Origin of the sequence: Actinoplanes sp. HUAS TT8, from assembly GCF_051380535.1 — a bacterium.
Lineage (GTDB): Bacteria > Actinomycetota > Actinomycetes > Mycobacteriales > Micromonosporaceae > Actinoplanes.
The window spans coordinates 8,424,576-8,445,855 of record NZ_CP195646.1; the positions used below are offsets into that span (position 1 = coordinate 8,424,576).

Sequence of the window (21,280 nt, forward strand, 5' to 3'; positions counted from 1 at the left end):
CCTCGCCTGTCGCCGGCCGGATCAAACGCCGAGCAGCGCCCGGAGGTGACGCGGCGGCGGGGAGCCGTGGGCCAGCATCGCGTCGTGCCAGGCCTTCGGCGTGGCGCCGAACGGGCGCAGCGCCGCGATCGCCGCCACCTCGGTGTAGCCCACGAAATACGTCGAGAGCTGGGTCGAGGTGAGCAGCGCCCGCCGCCACTTGCCGGCTGCCTCGCCCTCCTCCTGGAAGCCGCGCCCGGTCATCAGCTCCATCGCGTCGGCCTCGGCCAGCCCGTCACAGTGCACGAGCTGGTCGATGATCGCGTTCAGGCTCATCCGCAGCTGCATCTTGAGCTGCTGCAACCGCACGGCCGGGCCGCCGAAGCCGAGACCGGCCATCATCTCCTCGGCGTAGACCGCCCAGCCCTCGACGAACGGCCCGGACCAGCCCAGCGCGCGGACCCGGCTGCTGCCCCGGAACCGGCGGGCGTGGGCCAGCTGCAGGAAGTGACCCGGCATCGCCTCGTGGACGGTGAGGTTCCGGATCATCTCGTTGTTGTACTCCCGGTACAGACTTCGGACCCGCTCGGGCGACCAGTCGGACGGCGCCGGCGCGATGCAGTAGAACGTCGGCACGTCGGCCGTCTCCAGCGGGCCGGGCGGATCGCAGTAGGCCACCGCGACGCCCCGGGCGAACTCCGGCATCTCCTCGATCACACACGGGTCGTCGACCAGCGAGATCACGTCCTGAGCGCGGACGAACTCGGTCGCCTCGTCCATGGTGAGCTTGGCCAGGCCGACGATGGTGGTGTTGTCCGGGTGCTGGTCGGCGATCGTGTCCAGCGCGCGGCGGACCGTCTCGTCGTCGGCCGGACCGCCGACGATCTCGGCGGCCAGCGTGCGCAGCTCGTCGCCGACCCGGTCCAGATTCGCCCGGGCGCGGCTGAGCACCTCGGACGCGGAGAGCTCGGTGTCCAGCGTGTGCCAGAGCCGTGCCTCCCACAGGCGGCGGCCGAGCCGCGGGTCACGGCCGGGCTCGCCGCTCTCCAACCGGCCGCGCAGCCAGCCGTCGAACTCGCCCAGCGCCGCCAGGGCCGCCTGCGCGACCGGCTCGACCGAGTCGCGCAGCCCCGGCTCCTGCGCCAGCAGGACGGGCACCTCGTCGCGGATCAGCCCGGCCGTGCCGGCGAACTGGCCGGCCGCGGTCTCGGCGTGGATGCGGGGCACGTCGGTCAGCACGGACCGGGCCGTGGCCAGCGCGTCCGGCAGCGCGGCAAGCCGGCCTCGCAGGCTCTCCAGCCGCTCGGCGGCCGGGGCGAACGGGCGGGACAGCAGACCGTGCAGCAGCGGACCCGGGTTGTGCTCCAGGGGATTCCACTCGTGCTCGCGCACCTCGGTCAGCTCGAACAACCGCTGCTCGACCTGGGCGGCGAGGATGGCGTGATCGACCTGATCCTCCGCCTCCAGGCCGTCGGCGTCGATGCCGCTGAGGGCATCAGCGGCGTCACGAAGCATGGCCACCCGGCCCTCGACCGCGGTGGCGGAGAGGTCGGGCAGACGGTCGTCGAAGCGATGGTCCCCCGCGTAGAGGGCCGTCACGGGGTCGCTCTCCAGCAGAGCGTCGGCGATGCGCTCGGCGAGCGGTACGAACTCCGGCATGCCGAGAAAACTACTCGGAGGGTCCGACTTTTTCCGCCGCTCGCACCGCTTCGGCGTACGCCAAAGTGGCTTTTCGTAGTTGATCCTCGGGGTCGAGACCGGCCGCGCGAGCGTCCGCGACCAGGCGCAACAGCCCCGAACCGAGGTCGTCCTCAGTGGGGAGGGGCACATCGACACCGCCCCGCGCGGCGCGCTGCAGGATCTTCGCGGCCAGGGCGAGCGCCGGCTGGCTCAGCGCCACGCCGTCCAGAACGGACTCGCGCGACTTCTCCTCGCGCTTGATCCGCTCCCAGTTCGCGGTGATCTCCTCGATGTCCTCGACGCTCTCCCCGGCGAAGACGTGCGGATTGCGGCGGATCATCTTCTCCACCAGGATCCCGGCGACGTCGTCGACGTTCCAGGCCCGGCCGTCCGGCAGCTCCTCGGCCAGGCGGGCGTGCAGCACGATCTGCAGCAGCACGTCGCCCAGCTCCTCGCGCAGCTCGTCGAGGTCGTCGCGCTCGATCGCGTCGTACGCCTCGTAGCTTTCCTCGAGAAGATAAGGCGCGAGGGTACGGTGGCTCTGCGCCCGCTTCCACGGATCCCCGCCCGGCGAGACCAGGCGATCCATGACGGCGACCGCGTCCAGCAGGCGCGCGCCGGGCGGATCCCAGCTGCCGTACATCAGCTCCAGCTCGGCCAGACCGGGCTCGCGGGCCAGACGCAGCCCCAGCTGACGCGCGAACGGCTGATCGCCGTGCGCCCCGGCCAGCCAGACCGCGACCGGCGCGTCCCCGATCGCGTCGAGCAGACCCTGCGCGTCGGTGTCGAGCACGGTCACGTCCACCCCGGCCGCCCGCAACGCCACGGCCTGCTCGGACTCGGCCGACGCGAAGACCGGGCCGGAACGCACGGTGTCCCACGCCTCGGCGGTCAGCAACCCGGCCGGCAGACGCGGCGAGGTGACGAGCAGAACGATCCGGGCGCTCAAGAGACGTCGGTGACCGGCAGCGGCGTCTGGTCGCCGAGGGCGGCGGCGACCAGGTTCAGACTCCCGGTCTGGGAGACCGGGTACGCGTAGGTGACGATCTCCATCGGCTGGTACCGCGGGTTGACCGTGACGTGCAGTTTCTCGGTCACCGCGTCGATCTCGTTGCGGCGGCCGACACCGGACTTCAGGCCGGCGCTCAGCTCCTCGTCCATGCCGCTGCGGAAGGCGTCGAAGGTGGCGCCGGGCCGCAGCGCGTGCAGATCCTCGGCCCGCTTGTAGACGGCCCGCAGGTCGTCCTCGGAGAGCGTCGCCACGGCGGTGACCTTCTGGTTCACCAGGATCTGCAGGGCCACGGTCTTGGTCAGGAGCCGTACGTACTCGATCGTGGCCGGCAGCTTGACGCTCTCCGCGATCTGGTCGTACGGCAGGTCGGCCGGCAAGGCCACCTGATTGTTGGCCGCCACCTGCTCCATCACCGGGAGGGTGACCAGGGCCCGGACGATCTGGGCCCGGCTGACCGGCACGGTGCCGGCGTCACCCACGCTCTGCCGCGCCTCGTCCCAGATCTTCTGCACCTGCTTCTCGGTGATCCGGGTGTCACCGACGTAGGCGGCCGTGGCCGGCTCGGAACGACACGCGGTGAGGCCGGCCACCGCGAGGGACGCGACGACGGCCATGGATGCAAGACGGCGGCTACGCTGCATGGGCATCACCCTCTCACGATCAATGTGATCCGTCACACCCGGGCCGCAACCGGCGCGTCGCCGAGGACGTCCTTGAGGAGTTGGGCGCACCACTGCAGGAGGGCCTGGTCGCGCAGCGGCTCGCCGCCGACCCGGCGGGTGGCCGGGCGGGGGACGCTGACCTGGTCGTTCGCGGGCTTGTAGACCGAGTCCGGGTGGTAGCGCTTGAGCCGCATCTGCTTGGAGTCGAGCAGGTTCAGCGGGGACAGGCGGATGTGTTTGCCCTGCATCGACACGTCGGTCAGGCCGTAGGCGCGGGCCAGCTGGCGGAAGCGGGCGACCGCGATCAGGTTGACCACCGGGGCCGGGGGTTCGCCGTAGCGGTCGGTCATCTCGGCGATGACCTCTTCCAGCCGGGTGTCGTCGCGGGCCTCGGCCAGTTTGCGGTACATCTCCAGGCGCAGGCGTTCGACCGCGATGTACTCGGTCGGCAGGTGCGCGTCGATCGGGAGGTCGATCTTGACCTCGGGTTCTTCCTCGGGCCGCTCGCCCTTGAACGCGCTGACCGCCTCGCCGACCATCCGCACGTACAGGTCGAAGCCGACGCCTTCGATGTGGCCGGACTGTTCGCCGCCGAGCAGGTTGCCGGCGCCGCGGATCTCCAGGTCCTTCATCGCGACGTACATGCCGGCGCCGAGTTCGGTGTGCTGGGCGATGGTGGCCAGCCGCTCGTGGGCGTGTTCGGTGAGCGGCTTCTCGCGGGGGTAGAGGAAGTACGCGTACGCCCGCTCGCGGCCCCGGCCGACGCGGCCGCGGATCTGGTGCAGCTGGGCCAGGCCGAGCAGGTCGGCCCGTTCGACGATGAGGGTGTTGGCGTTCGGGATGTCGATGCCGGACTCGACGATCGTGGTGCAGACCAGGACGTCGAACTCCTTCTCCCAGAAGCCGACCATCACTTTTTCGAGCTGTTCCTCGCTCATCTGGCCGTGGGCCACCGCGACCCGGGCCTCGGGCACCAGTTCGCGCAGTTTGCGGGCTGCCCGGTCGATCGACTCGACCCGGTTGTGCAGGTAGAAGACCTGGCCGTCGCGGAGCAGCTCACGGTGGATGGAGGCGGCGACCTGCTTGTCGTCCTGGGCGCCGACGTAGGTGAGCACCGGGTGGCGTTCCTCGGGCGGGGTGGCGATGGTCGACATCTCGCGGATGCCGGTGATCGCCATCTCCAGGGTCCGCGGGATCGGGGTGGCCGACATGGTCAGCACGTCGACCGAGGCGCGCAGGGCTTTGAGCTGCTCTTTGTGCTCGACGCCGAAGCGCTGCTCCTCGTCGACGATGATCAGGCCGAGGTTCTTGAACCGGGTCGACTTGGCCAGCAGGCGGTGGGTGCCGATGACGATGTCGGCGGTGCCGTCGGCCGCGTTCTCCAGGGTGAGCGTGGCTTCCTTGGGTGTCTGGAACCGGGACAGCTGCTTGATCTGCACCGGGAACTGGCTCATCCGTTCGGTGAACGTGTTGAAGTGCTGCTGGGCCAGCAGGGTGGTCGGCACGAGCACGGCGACCTGTTTGCCGTCCTGCACCGCCTTGAACGCCGCCCGCACCGCGATCTCGGTCTTGCCGTAGCCGACGTCGCCGCAGATCAGCCTGTCCATCGGGGTCTGCAGTTCCATGTCGTGCTTGACCTCGACGATGGCCGCCATCTGGTCCGGCGTCTCGGTGTACGGGAACGCGTCCTCCAGCTCGCGCTGCCACGGCGTGTCCGGCCCGAAGGAGTGCCCCTTGGAGGCCTGGCGGGCCGCGTACAGCTGGATGAGCTGCGCGGCGATCTCCTTGACGGCCTTCTTGGCCCGGGCCTTGCTCTTCTGCCAGTCGGCGCCGCCCATCTTGTGCAGCGTGGGCTGCTCGCCGCCGACGTAGCGGGAGAGCTGGTCGAGCTGGTCGGTGGGCACGTAGAGCCGGTCGCCGGGCTGGCCGCGCTTCGACGCGGCGTATTCGATGACCAGGTATTCCCGGTCGGCGCCGTTGACCGTGCGCTGGACCAGCTCGATGTAGCGGCCGATGCCGTGCTGCTCGTGCACCACGAAGTCGCCCATCTTCAGTTCGAGCGGGTCGATCGTGTTGCGCCGGCGGGCCGGCATCTTGCGCATGTCCTTGGTGGACGCGCCCCGGCCGCCGGAGATGTCGTTGCCGGTGATCACCGCGAGGCGGGACTGCTCGTCGACGAAGCCGTGGTTGAGCCCGCCGCAGGTGACCAGCAGCTGCCCGTCGGCGATCGGGGTGGCGATGGAGTCGACCGGGGTGACGCCCAGGCCGGCGTCGCGCAGCAGCTCGGTGGCGCGCTGGGCGGTGCCCTTGCCCTCGAAGACCAGGGCGATCGCCCAGCCCGCGGCCGACCATTCCGACAGATCGCCGGCCAGTTTCGCGGTGTCACCGTGGTAGAGGGGGACCGGCTGGGCCGCGAGCGCGACGGCGTCGCCGGTATCCGGCGCGACGTCGACCTCGGGCGCGTCCTCCCACGGGAGCGGCTCGCCGGGTTCGGTGACGGCCAGGCCGAAGGGCGAGATCGTCCACCACGGCTGGCTCAGCGTGGCCGCGTGCGCCCGCACGTCGGCCAGGCTGCGGAAGGCGACCGCGCCGACGTCGATCGGCGCCTGCCCGCCCACGGCGGCCGCGGCCCAGGACGCTTCGAGGAATTCATCCGACGTACGGGTGAGGTCGTGCGCCCGGGTCCGGATCCGCTCCGGGTCGCAGAGCAGCACGTGGGTCCCGGCCGGCATGCAGTCGAGCAGCAGCTCCATGTTGTCGGTGCCGTCGAGCAGGGCCGGGGCCAGCGACTCCATGCCCTCGACGGGGATGCCCCCGGCCAGCTTGTCGAGGATCTCGGCCAGCTCGGGGTGCTCGGCGGCGAGCAGGGCCGCCTTCTCCCGGACGGCCGGGGTGAGCAGCAGCTCCCGGCACGGCGGGGCCCACAGCCGCTCGACCTGCTCGATGGTGCGTTGGTCGGCGACCGCGAACGTGCGGATCTCCTCGACCTCGTCGCCCCAGAACTCGACCCGGGACGGGTGCTCGTCGGTGGGCGGGAACACGTCCAGGATGCCGCCGCGGACGGCGAACTCGCCGCGCTTGGTGACCAGGTCGACCCGCGCGTACGCCATGTCGGAGAGCCGCCGGGCGGTCTGCTCCAGCTCGGCCTCGCGCCCGGTGATCAGCTCGACCGGTTCCAGGTCGCCCAGGCCTTTGAGCTGTGGCTGCAGCAGCGATCGGACCGGCGCCACGACGACCTGGAGGGGCTGGTCACCGGGGTGGGCCAGGCGGCGCAGCACGGCCAGGCGCTTGCCGACCGTGTCCGACCGGGGCGACAGCCGCTCGTGCGGCAGCGTCTCCCAGGACGGGTAGACGGCCACCCGCTCGGGGTCGACCAGGCAGCCCAGCGCGTCGGCCAGGTCGTCGGCCTCGCGGGAGGTGGCGGTGACCGCCAGCACCGGGCGCTGGGCGCCGCCGATGTCGGACGGGCCGGCCACGGTGGCGACCACGAACGGGCGCAGCGAGACGGGGGCGGTGAGATCCATCGAGTCCGAGTCGACGAATCCCTTCGCCGCCAGGTCACGGGCCCGGGCGAGGCCACGGTCGCGCAGGGCGGCAGGGATCAAACCGGCGAGTTGCATGGCGAGGGACCCCCATAGGGCACGACGAACGACCCCGGTCGAGAAAGACACGGGGGTACGCGACACAGCTTAGTCCGCCTCTTCGCCACTCCTGGTCCCGTGCGCCTTAACGCACAACATGTCCGGCATGCGGGCGTGGTCCTGTTGAAGAGTCCCCCGGGGACCAAGGGGAGGCACCGTGCGTATCTTGCTGCTCGTCAGCGCTTTCAACGGCTTGAGCCAGCGGGTCTGGTGCGCTCTGCGCGACGCCGGACACGAGGTCGGCGTGCTGCTGGCCGGCAGTGAACGAGAGATCGTGGACGGGGTGCACGCGGCCGCGCCCGAGTTGATCCTGTGCCCGTACCTCAAGGATCGGGTTCCGGCCGAGATCTGGCAGCGTTTCCGTACGGTGATCCTGCACCCGGGCCCGGTCGGCGACCGCGGGCCGTCCTCTCTGGACTGGGCGATCGCCGAGGGCGCGCGCAGCTGGGGCGTCACCGCGCTGCAGGCGGTCGAGGAGCTGGACGCCGGGCCGATCTGGGCCGCGCGCACGTTCCCGCTGCCGGCCGTGCCCCCGCGCAAGTCCGCGCTCTACACCGGGCCGGTCTCGGATGCCGCACTGGAGTGCGCGCTGGAGGTGGTGGCCAAGGCCGGCGACCCGTCCTTCACCCCGGTCCCGGCCGAGGAGACACCGACCCAGATCCCCGGGGCCGGGCCGCGGCCGATGATGCGCCAGGCCGATCGGGCGTTCGACTGGGCCGACCCGACCGAGACGATCATGCGGCGGATCCGGGCCGCCGACGGAACGCCGGGGGTGCTGTCCGAGGTCGGCGGGCTTTCCGCGTACGTCTACGACACGCACCCCGGTCCGGTCCGCAAGGCGCGCCCGGGCACGCTGCTCGGCCGTCGCCAGGGCGCGATCCTGGTCGCCACCGGGGACGGCAGCCTGTGGCTGGGCCATCTGCGCCCGGCCGAGGGCGGCATCAAACTGCCCGCGACCACCGCGCTCGGTGAGCGGCTGCGCGGCGTGGCCGACTCGCCCGTCCAGGCGTACGCCGAGCCGGAGATCCCGAACGCGTACCGCCAGGTCCGTTACCGGCGCACCGGGACGATCGGCTGGCTGCACTTCGACTTCTACAACGGCGCGATGGCCCCCGGGCACTGCCGGCGGCTGCTCACCGCGCTGCGGCACGCGATCGCCCAGGACACCCGGGTGCTCGTGCTGCGCGGCGGGACCGAGGCGTTCAGCAACGGCATCCACCTCAACGTGATCGAGGCCGCGCCCGACCCGGCCGGCGCGGCGTGGGCCAGCATCCGGGCGATCAACGAGGTCTGCCGGGAGATCATCACGTGCACCCGGCAGGTGGTGGTGGCCGCGTACGCGGGCAGTGCCGGGGCCGGTGGGGTGATGCTCGGGCTGGGCGCGGACGTGGTCGCGGCCCGGGACGGGATCGTGCTCAACCCGTACTACGACATGGGTCTGTTCGGTTCCGAGCTGCACACCTACACGCTGCCCCGGCGGGTCGGCACCGACCGGGCGCAGCACCTGATCGACGGGAAGCTGCCGGTCAGCACCGCCCAGGCGGTCCGGATCGGGCTGGTCGACGAGATCGGGCCGCGGCACCCGGAGGCGTACGCCCAGTGGCTGACCCTGCTGGCCGAACGCCACAGCGACGCGCGGGCCGCCCGCAAGCGCCGGGCGGCCAAGGCCCGGCGGCTCGCGGCCGAGCGCATCCCGCTCGACGTCTTCGAGACCCGCGAGCTGGCCGAGATGAGCCGGGACATCTACGCCGACCGGTCCGGTTTCTCGGCTGCCCGGGGCGCGTTCGTCCGCAAGACGCGGCCCGCCGCCACGCCTCGTCAGCTGCTGCTGGCCGGCAACACCGGGCCGGTCCTGGCCGGTCGCCCGCGCCCCGGCAACGCCGGTCCGGCCGACCGGCGGCTGCCGTCGGCGGTCCGGCCGGCCGTGCCGGTGGTCGCCTGACCCGCGCATGGCCAGACATTCCTACACCGGCGGACGGTGGCGCCGGTGGGCGCTGCTCGCCGCCGTGCTGACGGTCGCCTCGGCGGTCCCGCTGCTGCGCGGCCGGGATCCGGCGCCCTCGGTCGTGCGGGTTCCCGAGGCGGCGGCGCCCGAGCGGCCGGTGTTCTACGTCGACCCGGCCGGCGCGGCCGCCGCCGAGGTCCGCAACCTGGAGCGCCAGGGGCGTCAGGACGAGGCCGACGTGGTGCGGCGGATCGCCGGGCAGCCGGTCGCGACCTGGCTGACCGACACCCGGGCGGCGACCCTGGACCGGGCCGAGAAGCTGGTCGCCGACGCGGCCGAGGCCGAACGGGTGCCGCTGCTCGTGCTCTACGCGATCCCGCACCGGGACTGCGCGGGGCACTCGGCGGGCGGCGCGGCGGGCCCCACCACGTACCAAAATTGGATCTTGAAGTTGGCTCTTCTCCTGCGGGGGCATCGCGCGCTGGTGATCCTGGAGCCGGACGCGGTCGCCCAGGCGGTCACCGGCTGCCTCACGGCCCGGCGGACCGCGGAACGTTATCGGCTGCTGGCGAGCGCCGTGAGGACGTTGCGCGCGCTGCCGGGCGTCCGCGTCTACCTCGACGCGGGCAATCCGACCTGGGTTCCGGCGGCCGAGATGGCCCCGGCGCTGCGTCGCGCCGGGGCGTCGAGCGCACACGGTCTCTCGCTCAATGTCGCCAATTTCGAGACCACCAACGACAATGTGACGTACGGAACGGAGCTGTCCCGCCTCCTCGGCGGCGCCCACTTCGTGATCGACACGAGCCGCAACGGCAACGGTCCGGCCCAGCCCGGCGCCGGCGACGAGCACTGGTGCAATCCGCCCGGCCGCCGTCTCGGGGCGGCACCCACACTGCGGACCGCGAGCCCGCTGGCCGACGCGTACCTATGGATCAAGCGACCGGGTGAGTCCGACGGCGCCTGCGGTGGTGACGCCCCACCTGCGGGTCACTGGTATCCGGCGTACGCGCTGGCCTTGGCCGGGTGATGGTTTTCTTCCTGAACGACCGTGAGACTCTTGACTCAATTCACCCCCGCGACGGGGGACGCCGATACGATCGGCGATGTCGGGACAGCGCCGTCCTGGAGCCATCCGAACGAAGGAGCGCCCCGATGACTGAGCTGTCCGCCCACCTCGACGAGCCGGAGGGGCCCGACGCCGCGCTACGTGCCGACATCCGCCGGATCAGCACGTTGCTCGGGCAGACCCTGGCCCGCCAGGAGGGCCGGCCCCTGCTCGACCTGGTCGAGGAGATCCGCGCCCTGGTCCGCCAGGACGTGCCGGCCGCCGCCGACCGGCTCGCCGCCATGGACATCACCACCGGGACCAAGCTGGCCCGGGCCTTCTCCACCTACTTCCACCTGGCCAACATCACCGAGCAGGTGCACCGCGCGCGCGACCTGCGCCGCCGCCGGGCCAAGGACGGTGGCTGGCTCGACCAGGCCGCCAAGCGCATCGCCGAGGCCGGCGTGCCCGCCGACGAGATCGCCTCGGCCGCCCGCCGGCTCGCGGTCCGCCCGGTCTTCACCGCGCACCCGACCGAAGCCTCCCGCCGATCGATCCTGAGCAAGCTGCGCCAGGTCGCCGACTCGCTGGACGCCGAATCGGCCGCCGCCGTGCTCTACGGCGACAACGACACCACGGTCTCCACCAAGCGGTTCGCCGAGCTGATCGACCTGCTCTGGCAGACCGACGAGCTGCGGCTGGACCGGCCCGACCCGCTGGACGAGGCCCGCAACGCGGTCTACTACCTCAAGGACCTGTACGCCGAGGCCGCCCCGCAGGTCCTCGACGACCTCGCCGAGACGCTGCGCCGGCTGGGAGTCGAGACCGCGCCGACGTCCCGGCCGCTCACCTTCGGCACGTGGATCGGCGGCGACCGCGACGGCAACCCGTTCGTCACCCCCGCCGTCACCCGCGACGTGCTGCTCATCCAGCACGAGCACGGCATCCAGGCCACCGAGAAGGTGATGGACAAGCTGATCGAGGAGCTGTCCGTCTCCCGCCGGCTGCGCGGGGTCTCCCTCGACCTGTCGGCCAGCATCGCGCAGGACCTGGACAACCTGCCCGAGGTTCAGGACCGGTTCCGCCGGGTCAACGCCGAGGAGCCGTACCGTCTGAAGGTCCGCGCCATCAAGGCGAAACTGGCCAACACCCGGTCCCGCCTGCAGCACGGCACCCCGCATGTGAGCGGCCGCGACTACCTGGGCAGCGACGAGCTGATCGCCGACCTGGAACTGATGCGCGCGTCCCTGGCCCGCAACTCCGGCCAGCTCTCGGCCATCGGCGTGGTCGCCACCGCCATCCGCCAGGCCTCCGCGTTCGGCCTGCAGCTGGCCACGCTCGACGTGCGCGAGCACGCCGAGAAGCACCACGAGGTCCTGGAGCAGATGTACGCGCAGGTCGGCGAGGTCGACGACTACGCCACCCTGGACCGGGCCGACCGCACCAAGCTGCTCGCCACCGAGCTGACCGGCCGGCGGCCGCTGAGCAGCGCCGACACCCCGCTGACGGACTCCGCGCGCAAGACGTTCGACGTGTTCCACACGATCCGCGACGCGCAGGACAAGTTCGGCATGGATGTCGTCGAGTCGTACATCATCTCGATGACCCTCGGCGTCGACGACGTGCTCGCCGCGGCCGTGCTGGCCCGCGAGGCCGGCCTGGTCGACATCCAGACCGGGCGGGCCCGGGTCGGCATCGTGCCGCTCCTGGAGACCCCGGCCGAGCTGGACGCCGGCGGCGACCTGCTCGACGAGATGCTGTCCCTGCCGGCCTACCGGGCGATCGTGCGCGCCCGCGGCGACCTGCAGGAAGTCATGCTCGGCTACTCGGACTCCAACAAGGAGGCCGGCATCACCACCAGCCAGTGGCGGATCCACAAGGCGCAGCGCTCGCTGCGTGACGTGGCCGCCCGGCACGGCGTACGCCTGCGGCTGTTCCACGGCCGCGGCGGCACCGTCGGCCGCGGTGGCGGCCCCACCCACGAGGCGATCCTGGCCCAGCCGTACGGAACTCTCGACGGCGCGATCAAGGTCACCGAGCAGGGCGAGGTCATCTCCGACAAGTACACGGTGCCGGCCCTGGCCCGGGAGAACCTGGAACTGACCACGGCCGCCGTGCTGCAGGCGACCCTGCTGCACACCACGCTGTCGGTCGACCCGGTCCGGCTCGAAGTGTGGGACGCGACGATGGACACCGCGTCGGACGCGGCGTTCACGACATACCGGAAGCTGGTCGAGAACCCGGACCTGCCCGCCTACTTCTGGGCGGCCACCCCGACCGAACTGCTCGGCGCACTCAACATCGGCTCCCGCCCGGCCAAGCGCCAGAACGCGGACGCCGGCCTGGGCGGCCTGCGGGCCATCCCGTGGGTCTTCGGCTGGACCCAGACCCGGCAGATCGTCCCCGGCTGGTTCGGTGTCGGCTCCGGCCTGGCCGCCGCCCGCGCCGCCGGCCACGGCGACGTGCTCGACGAGATGCACAACGACTGGCAGTTCTTCCGCACGTTCCTGTCGAACGTGGCGATGATGCTGGCCAAGACCGACCTGTCGATCGCCCGGCGCTACGTGGAAACCCTCGTGCCGGCCGAACTGCACCCGATCTTCGCCACCATCGAGGCCGAGTACGAACTGACCGTCCGCGAGGTCCTCGCCATCACCGGCGAGCCGCAGATCCTGGCCGCGCAGCCGGAACTGTCCCGCACGCTCGGGGTCCGCGACACGTACCTGGAGCCGCTGCACCACCTGCAGGTCGCCCTGCTCCGCCAGTACCGCGACCTGGGCGACGCCGGCCGCCAGATGCCGACCGCCCCGGGCGCCCGCCGCGGCCCGTCGGACTCGACGGCGCTGGAGCGGGCCCTGCTGACCACGGTCAACGGCATCGCCGCCGGCATGCGCAACACCGGCTGATCCGTCCCTGTCCCACCGGAACCCCGGGCCGCCGACGCGGCCCGGGTTCTCCCGTTCCGGTGTCAGTTCTCCGGATCTCGCACCAGGTGAAACGCCGATGGGTTGGTCAGATAGTGACGGGTGCCCCGGCGCATCAGGTCGCCTCGGACCGAGACGCCCTCGTCCGCGACCCGTTCCCGCAGCTCCTGCGCCGCCGAGGCGAGCACCGGCAGATGATCCCGGCGGAAGCGGATCGGCGCGAAGCTCCGCGCCCGGAGCGGCCGCGACGGCGCCAGGCGCAACGTGAAGTCGAACGGATGCCCGGCCTCCCCGCCGAGACCGACCAGTGCCTCGCAGAGATTCGCGCTGACGCCGGACGGAACCGCCTCGGTGAACGCGTCCAGACCCTCCGCGGAGACCAACGCGTCATTGGCGGCGGAATAGGCCGCGCGCACCGCGTCGAACAGCTTCAGGGAGACCCGGCGCTCGAACGGCTCGGCCGGCTCCAACGCGTCCGCCACATCCCCGTCGAAGAACGACGCCTGGGGCACGGACAACCGCGGCGGCACCGGGGTATGCACGGAGAGCACGAAGCTGCCCTCGGCCGGGGCACCGATCCGCACCTCGCGGAGGAAGCTGAGCACGTCGGCCGGTTTGCGGGCGGGGTGGACCGCACGTGGCTGGTCGGTGGCGACGGCGCAGGCCGCGGCGAGAACCAGGTTCCGCAGGCTCTCGTAGGCCTGCACGCCGTCGTCGATCCCGATCATTCCCGGACTGTTGTCCGCCGGGAACGCCCGGACCGCGTGCACGTCCATGGAGACGCTGGTGATGTCACTGAGGATCTCGAGCTCCGACCGGTCTTCGACCGCTGCCAACACCGAGAGCAGGTCGCGAACCCCGCAGCGAGTAGTCACGGATCGTGGACTCCTGCGGTTGCAGTGCCTCGAATTCCTCGTCACCGATCGGCTTCACCCACTGCATGCTGCTGCCGGCACGGCCGCGGGTGACCCAGCCGTTGGCGCGGAGATACATCGCTAGCTCGGACGGCGACCGAGCGGCCATGGCGGCCCGGTCCGTGACCTGTGCCCGGATCATCGTGCCGCTCCTTCCAGATCGCCGTCCAGCAGACACCGCATCGCCGCCACGGTGAGCAGGTTCCGCAGCGGTACCCTCACCGTCACGCTGTCCGGATGGGCGGACACCGACTTGACCTGCACCTCGATCTTGGGCGACCGAACCGTTCCCCTCGGGCCGGCACTGGCGATCTGCAGATCGACCCCGTCGATGTCGAGATTCGCCCGAGCGGTGGTGAATCCGCCGGCGCACGCGAGTGCCTGGATGAATCCTTCGCCGTGCAGACCCTGATGAACGTTCTTGTGCACCGCTACCGCCCCGAAATGCCGGCATCTGGAGGAGAGTCGAAGCGTAAGACTAGTTGTCCAATGCCAACCTCGACAATCTGCTTCCACCGACGGTCGATGGCATCGCCGCTGGCATGCGCAACACCGGGGAATCCGGCTGGCTCATGCCGCGCGGGGGTTGTTGCAGCTGTGGGGGTCAGCCAGGTGGTGCGGGATGGGGTGGAGGGTGTCTCGGGGCCGCCGGGGAGGGTGGGGCGCGGCCGGGGCCGGGACCCGGGGTCGGCTGGCGGGCCGGGCACTTTCGCCGTGGTCGCCGGGTGGCCTGGAGTGGGGATCAGGTCGCGGCCGTGGACCAGGGGCTCGTGTTTGCGGTTGAGGGGTGGGCTAGGACGTACAAGAGCAAACGAAGCGGCCCGGACCAGGGGGAACCTGGACCGGGCCGGATCGGCCTGAGTGGTGGTCAGCTGGTTTCGCCGGCGAGGCTGAACGAGCCGAGCCGGTTGATCGCGATGACCGTGCTGACGACCACGAAGATGGCGCTCATCACCACGGCTGTCGTGACGCTCAGCTGGGCGGTGAGGATGGTCGTCGGGTCGAGCTTGTCGGCGATGGTGATCACGTACTGCTCGATGGAGAGGACGCGGGTGCCGCTCACCCAGCGTCCGAGCAGTCCCTCCCAGATCAGGATGTAGACCAGCCCGAGGAGTACGGGACGGCGGGTCAGCAGGCTGAGCAGGACGAACAGGGCGGTGTAGGCGAACGAGCCGACCACCGAGGCGACCGCCAGTGCCGCCGCCAGTTTGGCCGAGCCGGCGAGCAGGCCGACCACGTAGAGCGGGATGGCGGTGGTGACGGCGGTGACGACCGCGGCGACCGCGTACTTGGCCAGGATGATCTCGCGGCGGGGCAGCGGCTTGGTGAGGATGTGGACCAGCGTGCCGTCGTCGATCTCGGAGCCGAGGACACCGGTGCCGACGATCAGGGCGACGACCGGGAGGACCACGGCGAAGCCGAGGGCTTCGATGACCGACTGACCCCAGTCGGTGGGGGCCAGGTCGAAGCCGCGGCAGAGCGCGGCCAGGCCGATGACCAGGATGGGTAGGGGCAGGAGCATGAGCGCCCGGCGCCGGCCGAAGAGGCCGCGCACCGTGATCAGGGCGACGGTCGACATCTCAGGCCTCCAGCAGGTAGGAGAAGACGCTCTCCAGGGATTCGTCCGACGGCACCAACTGGTGCAGGCGGATTCCCTGGTCGAGGGCGATGCGGGGCAGCGCGCGGGTGAAGTCGCCGTAGTCCGACGCCCGTACCGTCATGCCGGTCTTGTCGTCGATCTCGACGCCGCTCACCGATCGCTCACCGATGAGCGCCACCGCGAGCCGGCGGTCGTCGGAGCTGCGGACGGCGAAGACGTGCGGCCGGTTCGTCATCAGCCGGCGGATCTTGCGGTAGTCGCCGGACGCGGCCAGCCGGCCGGCGACGATCACCTGGACCAGCCCGGCGACCTGCTCGACCTCTTCGAGGATGTGCGAGCTGAACAGGATGGTGTGCCCGCTGTCGCCGAGGCGGTGCAACAGCTCCATCATGTGCATGCGCTGCCGCGGGTCCATGCCGTTGAACGGTTCGTCGAGCAGCAGCACCTTGGGCTCGTGGACGAGCGCGGCGGCGACCCGGGTGCGCTGGCGCATGCCCTTGGAGAAGGTGCCGATCCGGCGGTCGGCCGCGTCGGTCATCTCGACCAGTTCCAGGGCTCGGCGGGCGGCCCCGGCCGGGTCTTTCAGCTTCTGCATCTTCGCGCAGGCCAGCACGAACTGTTCGGCGGTGAGGAAGGCGTGCACGGCCTCGCGCTCGGTGACCAGGCCCAGTTCGCGGTAGACGCCCGGGTTGCGCCAGGTCGGCTTGCCGTGGATGGTGACCGTGCCCTTGGACGGGGCCAGGAAGCCGGCCATCATGTGCAGGATCGTGGTCTTACCGGCGCCGTTGGGGCCGAGCAGGCCGGTCACGCCGGCGTCGAGCGACATGGTGATGTCGTTGACCGCGACGACGTTGCCGTACCAGCGGGACACGCCGGCCAGTTCGACGACGCCGGTCGGGTGGCCGGCCGGGGCCACGGTCGTGGTGGATTCGACTGAGGTAGTCACAGCGCGGCCACCTTCCGGTAGCGGGCGAGCAGGAGCAGGAGGCAGACGGCGATCAGGCAGAACGCCTCGATGGCGTAGATCGGGCCGTACCGCCCGACGTCGATGCCGGTCTGGGCGCCGAACACCCAGTTGCCGAAGCCCTGGATCAGGGTGTTCGGGCTGGCCAGACCGGCCATCTTGTTGGCCGCGCTGGACGGCAGCTGGGAGAGGACGGCGACCACCGGGATGGTCATCAGGAAGATCGCCACGATGCCACCGGCGGCGAACGCCTGCTTGCCGGTGAGCGAGCCGATCAGCAGGCCGACGCCGGTGAACAGCAGCGCCCAGATCAGGCTGTAGCCCCAGCCGGGCACCAGCTCCTTGATCTCGTGCCAGACCCCGGTCATGCCCGTCTTGGTGGTGAACGCCGAGCCCAGGAACATGATGAACTGCGGAACGCCGAGCAGCAGCCAGACCGCGGTGACCATGGCCAGGAACTTGGCGATCACGTAGTCGGCGGCGCGCAGCGGCCGGCTGAAGTACAGCGGCAGCGTGTTGGAGCGCAGGTCCCGGGAGACCAGGGTCGGCGCGAGGATCGCCACGAAGAAGACGATCATCCAGCTCAGCTGGTTGTCGATGTCGACGTAGCCGAAGTTGAATTCGGGCACCTGCGACTTGATCGCGGCCACGATGATCGCGACCAGCAGCGCGACGCCGGCGACCAGCCACGGGAAGATCTTGGCCTTGGCCGATCGGCCCAGCCCGAACGCGGCCCGCAGACCGTGCACGTAGAGGGCGTTGATCGCGGCTCCGCGGGTCAGCCGGGGACCGGTGTACCGCTGATAGCCGATGTCATGGATGACGCCTGTCTCAGACATCGGCGGTCTCCTTCGCGGTGAAGAGCTCGGCGACACGGTGCCGGCGCTGGTCCAGACGGTGCAGGTTGAGTTCGAGATCGGTCACCGCGCGCAGGATCCGGTCGTACGCGTCGTCGGACTCCAGCGGCACGAGCAGCAGCCGCCCGTCCCGGGTCACCGGCAGGCCCACCTCGGCCAGCTTGGCCGCGAGCTCGTCGGTGCCGTCGCTGACCTCGACCGCGAGCAGGTCGGAGGCGGCGGTCATGGAGGAGATCCGGTCGGCCCGCAGCAGGCGCCCGCCCTGGATGGCGATGAGCGAGTCGCAGATCCGCTCGACCTCGCCGAGCAGGTGCGAGCAGACCACGACGGAGATGCCGAACTCGGTGCCGATCCGGTGGATCAGGGCGAGCATGGCGTCGCGACCGGCCGGGTCGAGGCCGTTGGTCGGCTCGTCCAGCAGCAGCAGGTCGGGGTCGTGGACCAGGGCCTGGGCCAGCTTGACCCGCTGCTTCATGCCGGTCGAGTAGCCACCGATCTGCCGGTACCGCTCCTCGTAGAGGCCGACGTGCCGGAGCGCCTCGGAGGCGCGTTCGCGGGCCGCGGTGCGCGGCAGGCCGCTGATCCGGGCCATGTGGGTGACGAATTCCGACGCCGACACGTCCGGTGGGAGGCAGTCGTTCTCCGGCATGTAGCCGACCCGGGCCCGGACCTTGTCGGTCTGCGTGACCGGGTCGAGGTCGAAGACCCGGACCGAGCCAGCGCTGGGAGCGATCAGGCCGAGCATGATTTTGATGAACGTGCTCTTGCCGGCGCCGTTCGCGCCGACAAGGCCGATGACGCCGGCTTCGACCTGCACGGTCAGGTCGGCGAGGGCGGTCACCCCGCCCCCGTACGTCTTCGTGAGCGCCTGAGTAGCGATGATGTTCACGGCCTCAGCCTAGGAACCCGTCGCATCTCGCTGAATCCGGAAGGACCCTGAGGGGTTCTCAGGGTCCCTCAGCGTTCTCTCAGGTTTGTGGAGATGCCCAAAAACCAAGAAAAACACGATTTCGGCGTACGGCCATGAGCGCTCAGCCCAGCGAGACCTGGAACACCGGTAGCCGTCCGAGCCGACGGTACTCCCGCAGCGCGGCCGGTGTGCTGTCCACCGACGAGTCCTGGCCCTTCTGGTTGGCCGGGGTCTCGAAGTGCACCATCGCCTTGATCGCCGGGAAGTGCCCGATCTGCTGGCCCACCTCGCGGTAGAAGGCGGCCATGTGCCCGGGGTTGCGCTTGCTGAACCACACTCCCCACTCGGCCACCATCAGCGGTTTGCGCGGGTGGTGCGCCCGTACCCAGTTGTAGAAGCCGGGCCAGCGCGGTTTCATCGCCGACCGGCGGTTGAGCAGTTCGGCGAAGTCGCCGTGGCCGTACCCGGGGTCGCTGTAGGAGTAGGTGTCGAACCCGATCCAGTCGACCACGTCGTCACCCGGGTACATGTCGCTGAACCAGCTCTTGGTGGTGTGCGGGACGTACGCCATGTGCACGAGAACGGTCACCAGGTTGTCCGCGCCGTGCGCCCGCAGCCGGGTCACCACGTGCCGGAACATCGCCGCGTAGTCGCGGGCCGTGTACCCCGACCCGGCCCGCTCGCGCACCTGGTCCTCGGCCTCGTGGTGGATGGCGAAGAAGAACGGCTCCCGGAAGTTACGGTGGATGTGGGCGGCCAGCTGGTCCAGGAACGCGTCGGTGCGCCGGTCGCCGCGGGCGATGGTGGCCCAGGACGCGCTCTCCGGCTTCCAGTTGAGCAGCAGGACCCGCTTCTTGCCGGGCTGCCGGGCGATCGCCATCTCCTGCGGCGTCGGGAACAGTTGCCGGATCCCGTGGTGGTACGCGTGATAGATGGCCTGGTGACGGCCGGTCTTGCGCTCGAAGTCGGCGAGCGCGTCGAAGCCGTGCTCCTCGGTCCGGGCGCCGGGGGCCACGCCCCAGAGGATGCCGCAGGTGGGCACCAGCTTGTACGCGGTGTGGCACGGCCGGGGGGCCGGTGCGACCCGCTCGTCCCCGCTCACCAGCGTGCGCGTCGCGGTGCGGGCCGGCCCGGACGGGGTGATCGCGGAGGCCGTCACGGCCATCGCCAGGACGGCGCCGAGCGCGACAACACGGAAGATCTGTCTCACAATCGTCCGATATTAAGGGATGCTGCGGATTTGTCCAGTTAGAGAATGTTTTAACCGGGTATCAGGCAAACGGTGGAATTTCGGACTGCGGAGGCGGTCCTGTCGCGGGGGTCGCGTGGGAGCGAGGCGAGGTCCAGGTGGTGGCTGACGCCGGCCGGGGAAAGGTCGCATACCGGTGTTGCATGTGGCCTTTCCCCGGACGCCGTCAGGCGCCGCCTGGGCCACGCCGCAGCCCCGCGCGGCACCCGCGACAGGACCGGATCGCGAGCCCGCCTCGACCGGCTGGAAACGGGCTGCGAAACTGTCACCCAAGTCGGCCGCGGCAAGGGGATACAAAGGTGAGTGGCTCGGTTCTGCCGGAAGACGTCCTGCGGGACGCACCCTCGTACGCCCCTCGCCCGTTTGAGCTGGCAGATCTTGAGCTGTTGCTCTCCGGGGCCTACGCGCCGCTGACCGGGTTCCTGGTCCGCGCCGATCTCGCCGCGCTGGCCCGCACCGGCCGGCTGGCCGACGGCACGCCCTGGCCGGTCCCGGTCACCCTGGAGCTCCCCCAGGAGCTGGCCGAGCGGCTGAACCCGGCCGACCCGGCGCGGCGGACGGTGGTCCTCACCGACCTGGAGGGCGCCCCGATAGCGGCGATCGAGGTGCACGACGTCTGGCGGGCCGGGGAGAACCGGTTCGGCGTCGGCGGCCCGGTCCGCAAGATGGGCGACGGCGGGCACGGCCCGTTCCAGCGCCTGCGCCGCACGCCGGAGGAGGTCCGGTCGCTGCTCCCACCGGGCCGGGTGCTCGGCGTGATCGCCGACCGGCCGCTGCACCGGCCGCAGCTGGCGCAGATCGCGCACGCCGCCCGCACGCTGGCCGCGCATCTGCTGATCCTGATCCCGGTCAGCGGCCACGGTCCGGACGGGCTGCCGCCGGAGGCGCTGGTCCGAGCAGTTTTCGCGGCCCGCGACCGGATGCCCCCGGCCACCATCGTCGCGGTGCCGGTGTCCCCGCACGGCGACGAGATGCGCGACGCCCTGCTGCGGTCGCGCGTCGCCGCGTCGTACGGCGTCACCCATGTCCTCTCCACCGGCGACACCCTCTCCGGGGCCGGGCTGCGCGTGCTCGTGCCGCGCGAGCTGGCCTACGACAACCGGGACGGTCAGTGGCGCTGGCGCGACGACATCCCGCCGCGCAACCGCCGCCTGGCGCTGCTCCCGGAGGAGATCGAGGACCTGCTGGACCGGGGTTTCCCGCTGCCCGAGTGGCACACCCCGCCGGCCGTGGCCAAGGAGCTCTCCCGCGTACGGCCCCCGCGCCGGCACCGCGGTCTGGTGGTCTTCTTCACCGGCCTGTCCGGTTCGGGCAAGTCGACGATCGCGCGCAACCTGGCCGACTCGCTGCGGGAGACCGGCGAGCGGACGGTCACGCTGCTCGACGGTGACGTCGTGCGCCGCGAGCTGACCGCCGGGCTGGGCTTCAGCAAGGCCGACCGGGACCGGAACGTGCGCCGGATCGGCTGGGTCGCGGCCGAGGTCGGCCGGCACCGCGGCATGGCGGTGGCCTGCCCGATCGCGCCGTACGAGGCGGCCCGCGCCTCCGTGCGCCGGATGGCCGTCGAGGCGGGTGCCGGGTTCGTGCTGGTGCACGTGGCGACCCCGCTGGAGGTCTGCGAGCGGCGGGACCGCAAGGGCCTCTACGCCCGCGCACGCTCCGGTCAGCTGCGCGGGATGACCGGCATCGACGACCCGTACGAGGAGCCGCTGGACGCCGAGTTGACCATCGACACCACCACGATGTCGGTCTCCGAGGCGGTCGAAACGGTTCTCAGCTACCTCGTGGAAAACGGCTGGGTGGAGCCCAAACTGAGCTGACCCATCACTCGCGGCGGGAGTAGGGCGTTGGACCCCTTGGGGCGAAACGCCCAAAACTCCTCCTCGAAAGGCCGCGAA

The 21,280-nt window shown here is 71.2% G+C and carries 15 protein-coding genes; 4 read left to right on the forward strand and 11 right to left on the reverse strand.

Translation table 11 applies throughout. The annotated features are described in order from the left end of the window. Positions 1 to 21: 21 nt before the first annotated feature. Genes ACSHV8_RS37325 through mfd form a run of 4 tightly spaced genes read right to left on the reverse strand, consistent with a single transcriptional unit; the run spans position 22 to position 6,953 of the window. Positions 22 to 1,638, reverse strand: coding sequence for a DUF885 domain-containing protein (locus tag ACSHV8_RS37325; protein WP_436523752.1), 1,617 nt, complete (start codon positions 1,636 to 1,638; stop codon positions 22 to 24). 10 nt (positions 1,639 to 1,648) lie between these two features. Then, complete coding sequence (locus ACSHV8_RS37330) at positions 1,649 to 2,608, reverse strand: nucleoside triphosphate pyrophosphohydrolase (RefSeq protein WP_436523754.1); 960 nt, start codon at positions 2,606 to 2,608, stop codon at positions 1,649 to 1,651. Further along, positions 2,605 to 3,312: a hypothetical protein gene (locus ACSHV8_RS37335; protein WP_436523756.1), complete on the reverse strand. Its 708-nt coding sequence runs from the start codon at positions 3,310 to 3,312 to the stop codon at positions 2,605 to 2,607. The genes ACSHV8_RS37330 and ACSHV8_RS37335 overlap by 4 nt, the downstream gene beginning before the upstream one ends. Positions 3,313 to 3,344: 32 nt before the next feature. Beyond that, positions 3,345 to 6,953, reverse strand: coding sequence for a transcription-repair coupling factor (gene mfd, locus ACSHV8_RS37340; RefSeq protein ID WP_436523758.1), 3,609 nt, complete (start codon positions 6,951 to 6,953; stop codon positions 3,345 to 3,347). A gap of 178 nt (positions 6,954 to 7,131) precedes the next feature. On the opposite strand from mfd, the gene ACSHV8_RS37345 reads away from it, so the two are divergent. The 3 genes from ACSHV8_RS37345 to ppc all read left to right on the forward strand — a co-directional run bounded on the left by ACSHV8_RS37345 (position 7,132) and on the right by ppc (position 12,870). Next, positions 7,132 to 8,916, forward strand: a complete 1,785-nt coding sequence (locus tag ACSHV8_RS37345; RefSeq protein WP_436523760.1) for a hydrogenase maturation protein — start codon at positions 7,132 to 7,134, stop codon at positions 8,914 to 8,916. 7 nt (positions 8,917 to 8,923) lie between these two features. Next, positions 8,924 to 9,946 carry a glycoside hydrolase family 6 protein gene (locus ACSHV8_RS37350; RefSeq protein WP_436523762.1) on the forward strand — a complete coding sequence of 341 codons (1,023 nt, stop codon included), beginning with the start codon at positions 8,924 to 8,926 and terminating at the stop codon, positions 9,944 to 9,946. A gap of 125 nt (positions 9,947 to 10,071) precedes the next feature. Then, on the forward strand, positions 10,072 to 12,870 hold the full coding sequence (gene ppc, locus ACSHV8_RS37355; RefSeq protein ID WP_436523764.1) for a phosphoenolpyruvate carboxylase: 2,799 nt from the start codon (positions 10,072 to 10,074) through the stop codon (positions 12,868 to 12,870). A gap of 62 nt (positions 12,871 to 12,932) precedes the next feature. On the opposite strand, the gene ACSHV8_RS37360 is transcribed toward ppc, so the two are convergent. From ACSHV8_RS37360 to ACSHV8_RS37390, 7 genes are all read right to left on the reverse strand, one after another. After that, complete coding sequence (locus ACSHV8_RS37360) at positions 12,933 to 13,763, reverse strand: hypothetical protein (protein WP_436523766.1); 831 nt, start codon at positions 13,761 to 13,763, stop codon at positions 12,933 to 12,935. A gap of 177 nt (positions 13,764 to 13,940) precedes the next feature. Next, positions 13,941 to 14,231: a hypothetical protein gene (locus ACSHV8_RS37365; protein ID WP_436523768.1), complete on the reverse strand. Its 291-nt coding sequence runs from the start codon at positions 14,229 to 14,231 to the stop codon at positions 13,941 to 13,943. 439 nt (positions 14,232 to 14,670) lie between these two features. Further along, positions 14,671 to 15,381 carry an ABC transporter permease subunit gene (locus ACSHV8_RS37370; protein ID WP_436523770.1) on the reverse strand — a complete coding sequence of 237 codons (711 nt, stop codon included), beginning with the start codon at positions 15,379 to 15,381 and terminating at the stop codon, positions 14,671 to 14,673. 1 nt (position 15,382) lies between these two features. Continuing rightward, positions 15,383 to 16,348 (reverse strand): ABC transporter ATP-binding protein, encoded by a 966-nt coding sequence (locus tag ACSHV8_RS37375; protein ID WP_436523772.1) that lies wholly within the window; start codon positions 16,346 to 16,348, stop codon positions 15,383 to 15,385. Next, positions 16,345 to 17,205, reverse strand: a complete 861-nt coding sequence (locus ACSHV8_RS37380) for an ABC transporter permease (RefSeq protein WP_436523774.1) — start codon at positions 17,203 to 17,205, stop codon at positions 16,345 to 16,347. The genes ACSHV8_RS37375 and ACSHV8_RS37380 overlap by 4 nt, the downstream gene beginning before the upstream one ends. Continuing rightward, positions 17,198 to 18,112 carry an ABC transporter ATP-binding protein gene (locus tag ACSHV8_RS37385; RefSeq protein WP_436523776.1) on the reverse strand — a complete coding sequence of 305 codons (915 nt, stop codon included), beginning with the start codon at positions 18,110 to 18,112 and terminating at the stop codon, positions 17,198 to 17,200. The genes ACSHV8_RS37380 and ACSHV8_RS37385 overlap by 8 nt, the downstream gene beginning before the upstream one ends. 142 nt (positions 18,113 to 18,254) lie before the next feature. Next, positions 18,255 to 19,343, reverse strand: coding sequence for a glycosyl hydrolase (locus tag ACSHV8_RS37390; RefSeq protein WP_436523778.1), 1,089 nt, complete (start codon positions 19,341 to 19,343; stop codon positions 18,255 to 18,257). 338 nt (positions 19,344 to 19,681) lie between these two features. Between ACSHV8_RS37390 and cysC the strand changes: the two genes are divergently transcribed. Beyond that, a complete protein-coding gene (gene cysC, locus ACSHV8_RS37395) occupies positions 19,682 to 21,202 on the forward strand; it encodes an adenylyl-sulfate kinase (protein WP_436523780.1) in 1,521 nt (506 codons plus the stop codon). The last annotated feature ends 78 nt before the right edge of the window (positions 21,203 to 21,280 follow it).

Coding starts and splice junctions, on each gene's coding strand:
- ACSHV8_RS37325 (WP_436523752.1), bottom strand. CDS start 1,638: ATGCCGGAGTTCGTACCGCTCGCCGAGCGCATCGCCGACGCTCTGCTG.
- ACSHV8_RS37335 (WP_436523756.1), bottom strand. CDS start 3,312: ATGCAGCGTAGCCGCCGTCTTGCATCCATGGCCGTCGTCGCGTCCCTC.
- mfd (WP_436523758.1), bottom strand. CDS start 6,953: ATGCAACTCGCCGGTTTGATCCCTGCCGCCCTGCGCGACCGTGGCCTC.
- ACSHV8_RS37350 (WP_436523762.1), top strand. CDS start 8,924: ATGGCCAGACATTCCTACACCGGCGGACGGTGGCGCCGGTGGGCGCTG.
- ppc (WP_436523764.1), top strand. CDS start 10,072: ATGACTGAGCTGTCCGCCCACCTCGACGAGCCGGAGGGGCCCGACGCC.
- ACSHV8_RS37370 (WP_436523770.1), bottom strand. CDS start 15,381: ATGTCGACCGTCGCCCTGATCACGGTGCGCGGCCTCTTCGGCCGGCGC.
- ACSHV8_RS37380 (WP_436523774.1), bottom strand. CDS start 17,205: ATGTCTGAGACAGGCGTCATCCATGACATCGGCTATCAGCGGTACACC.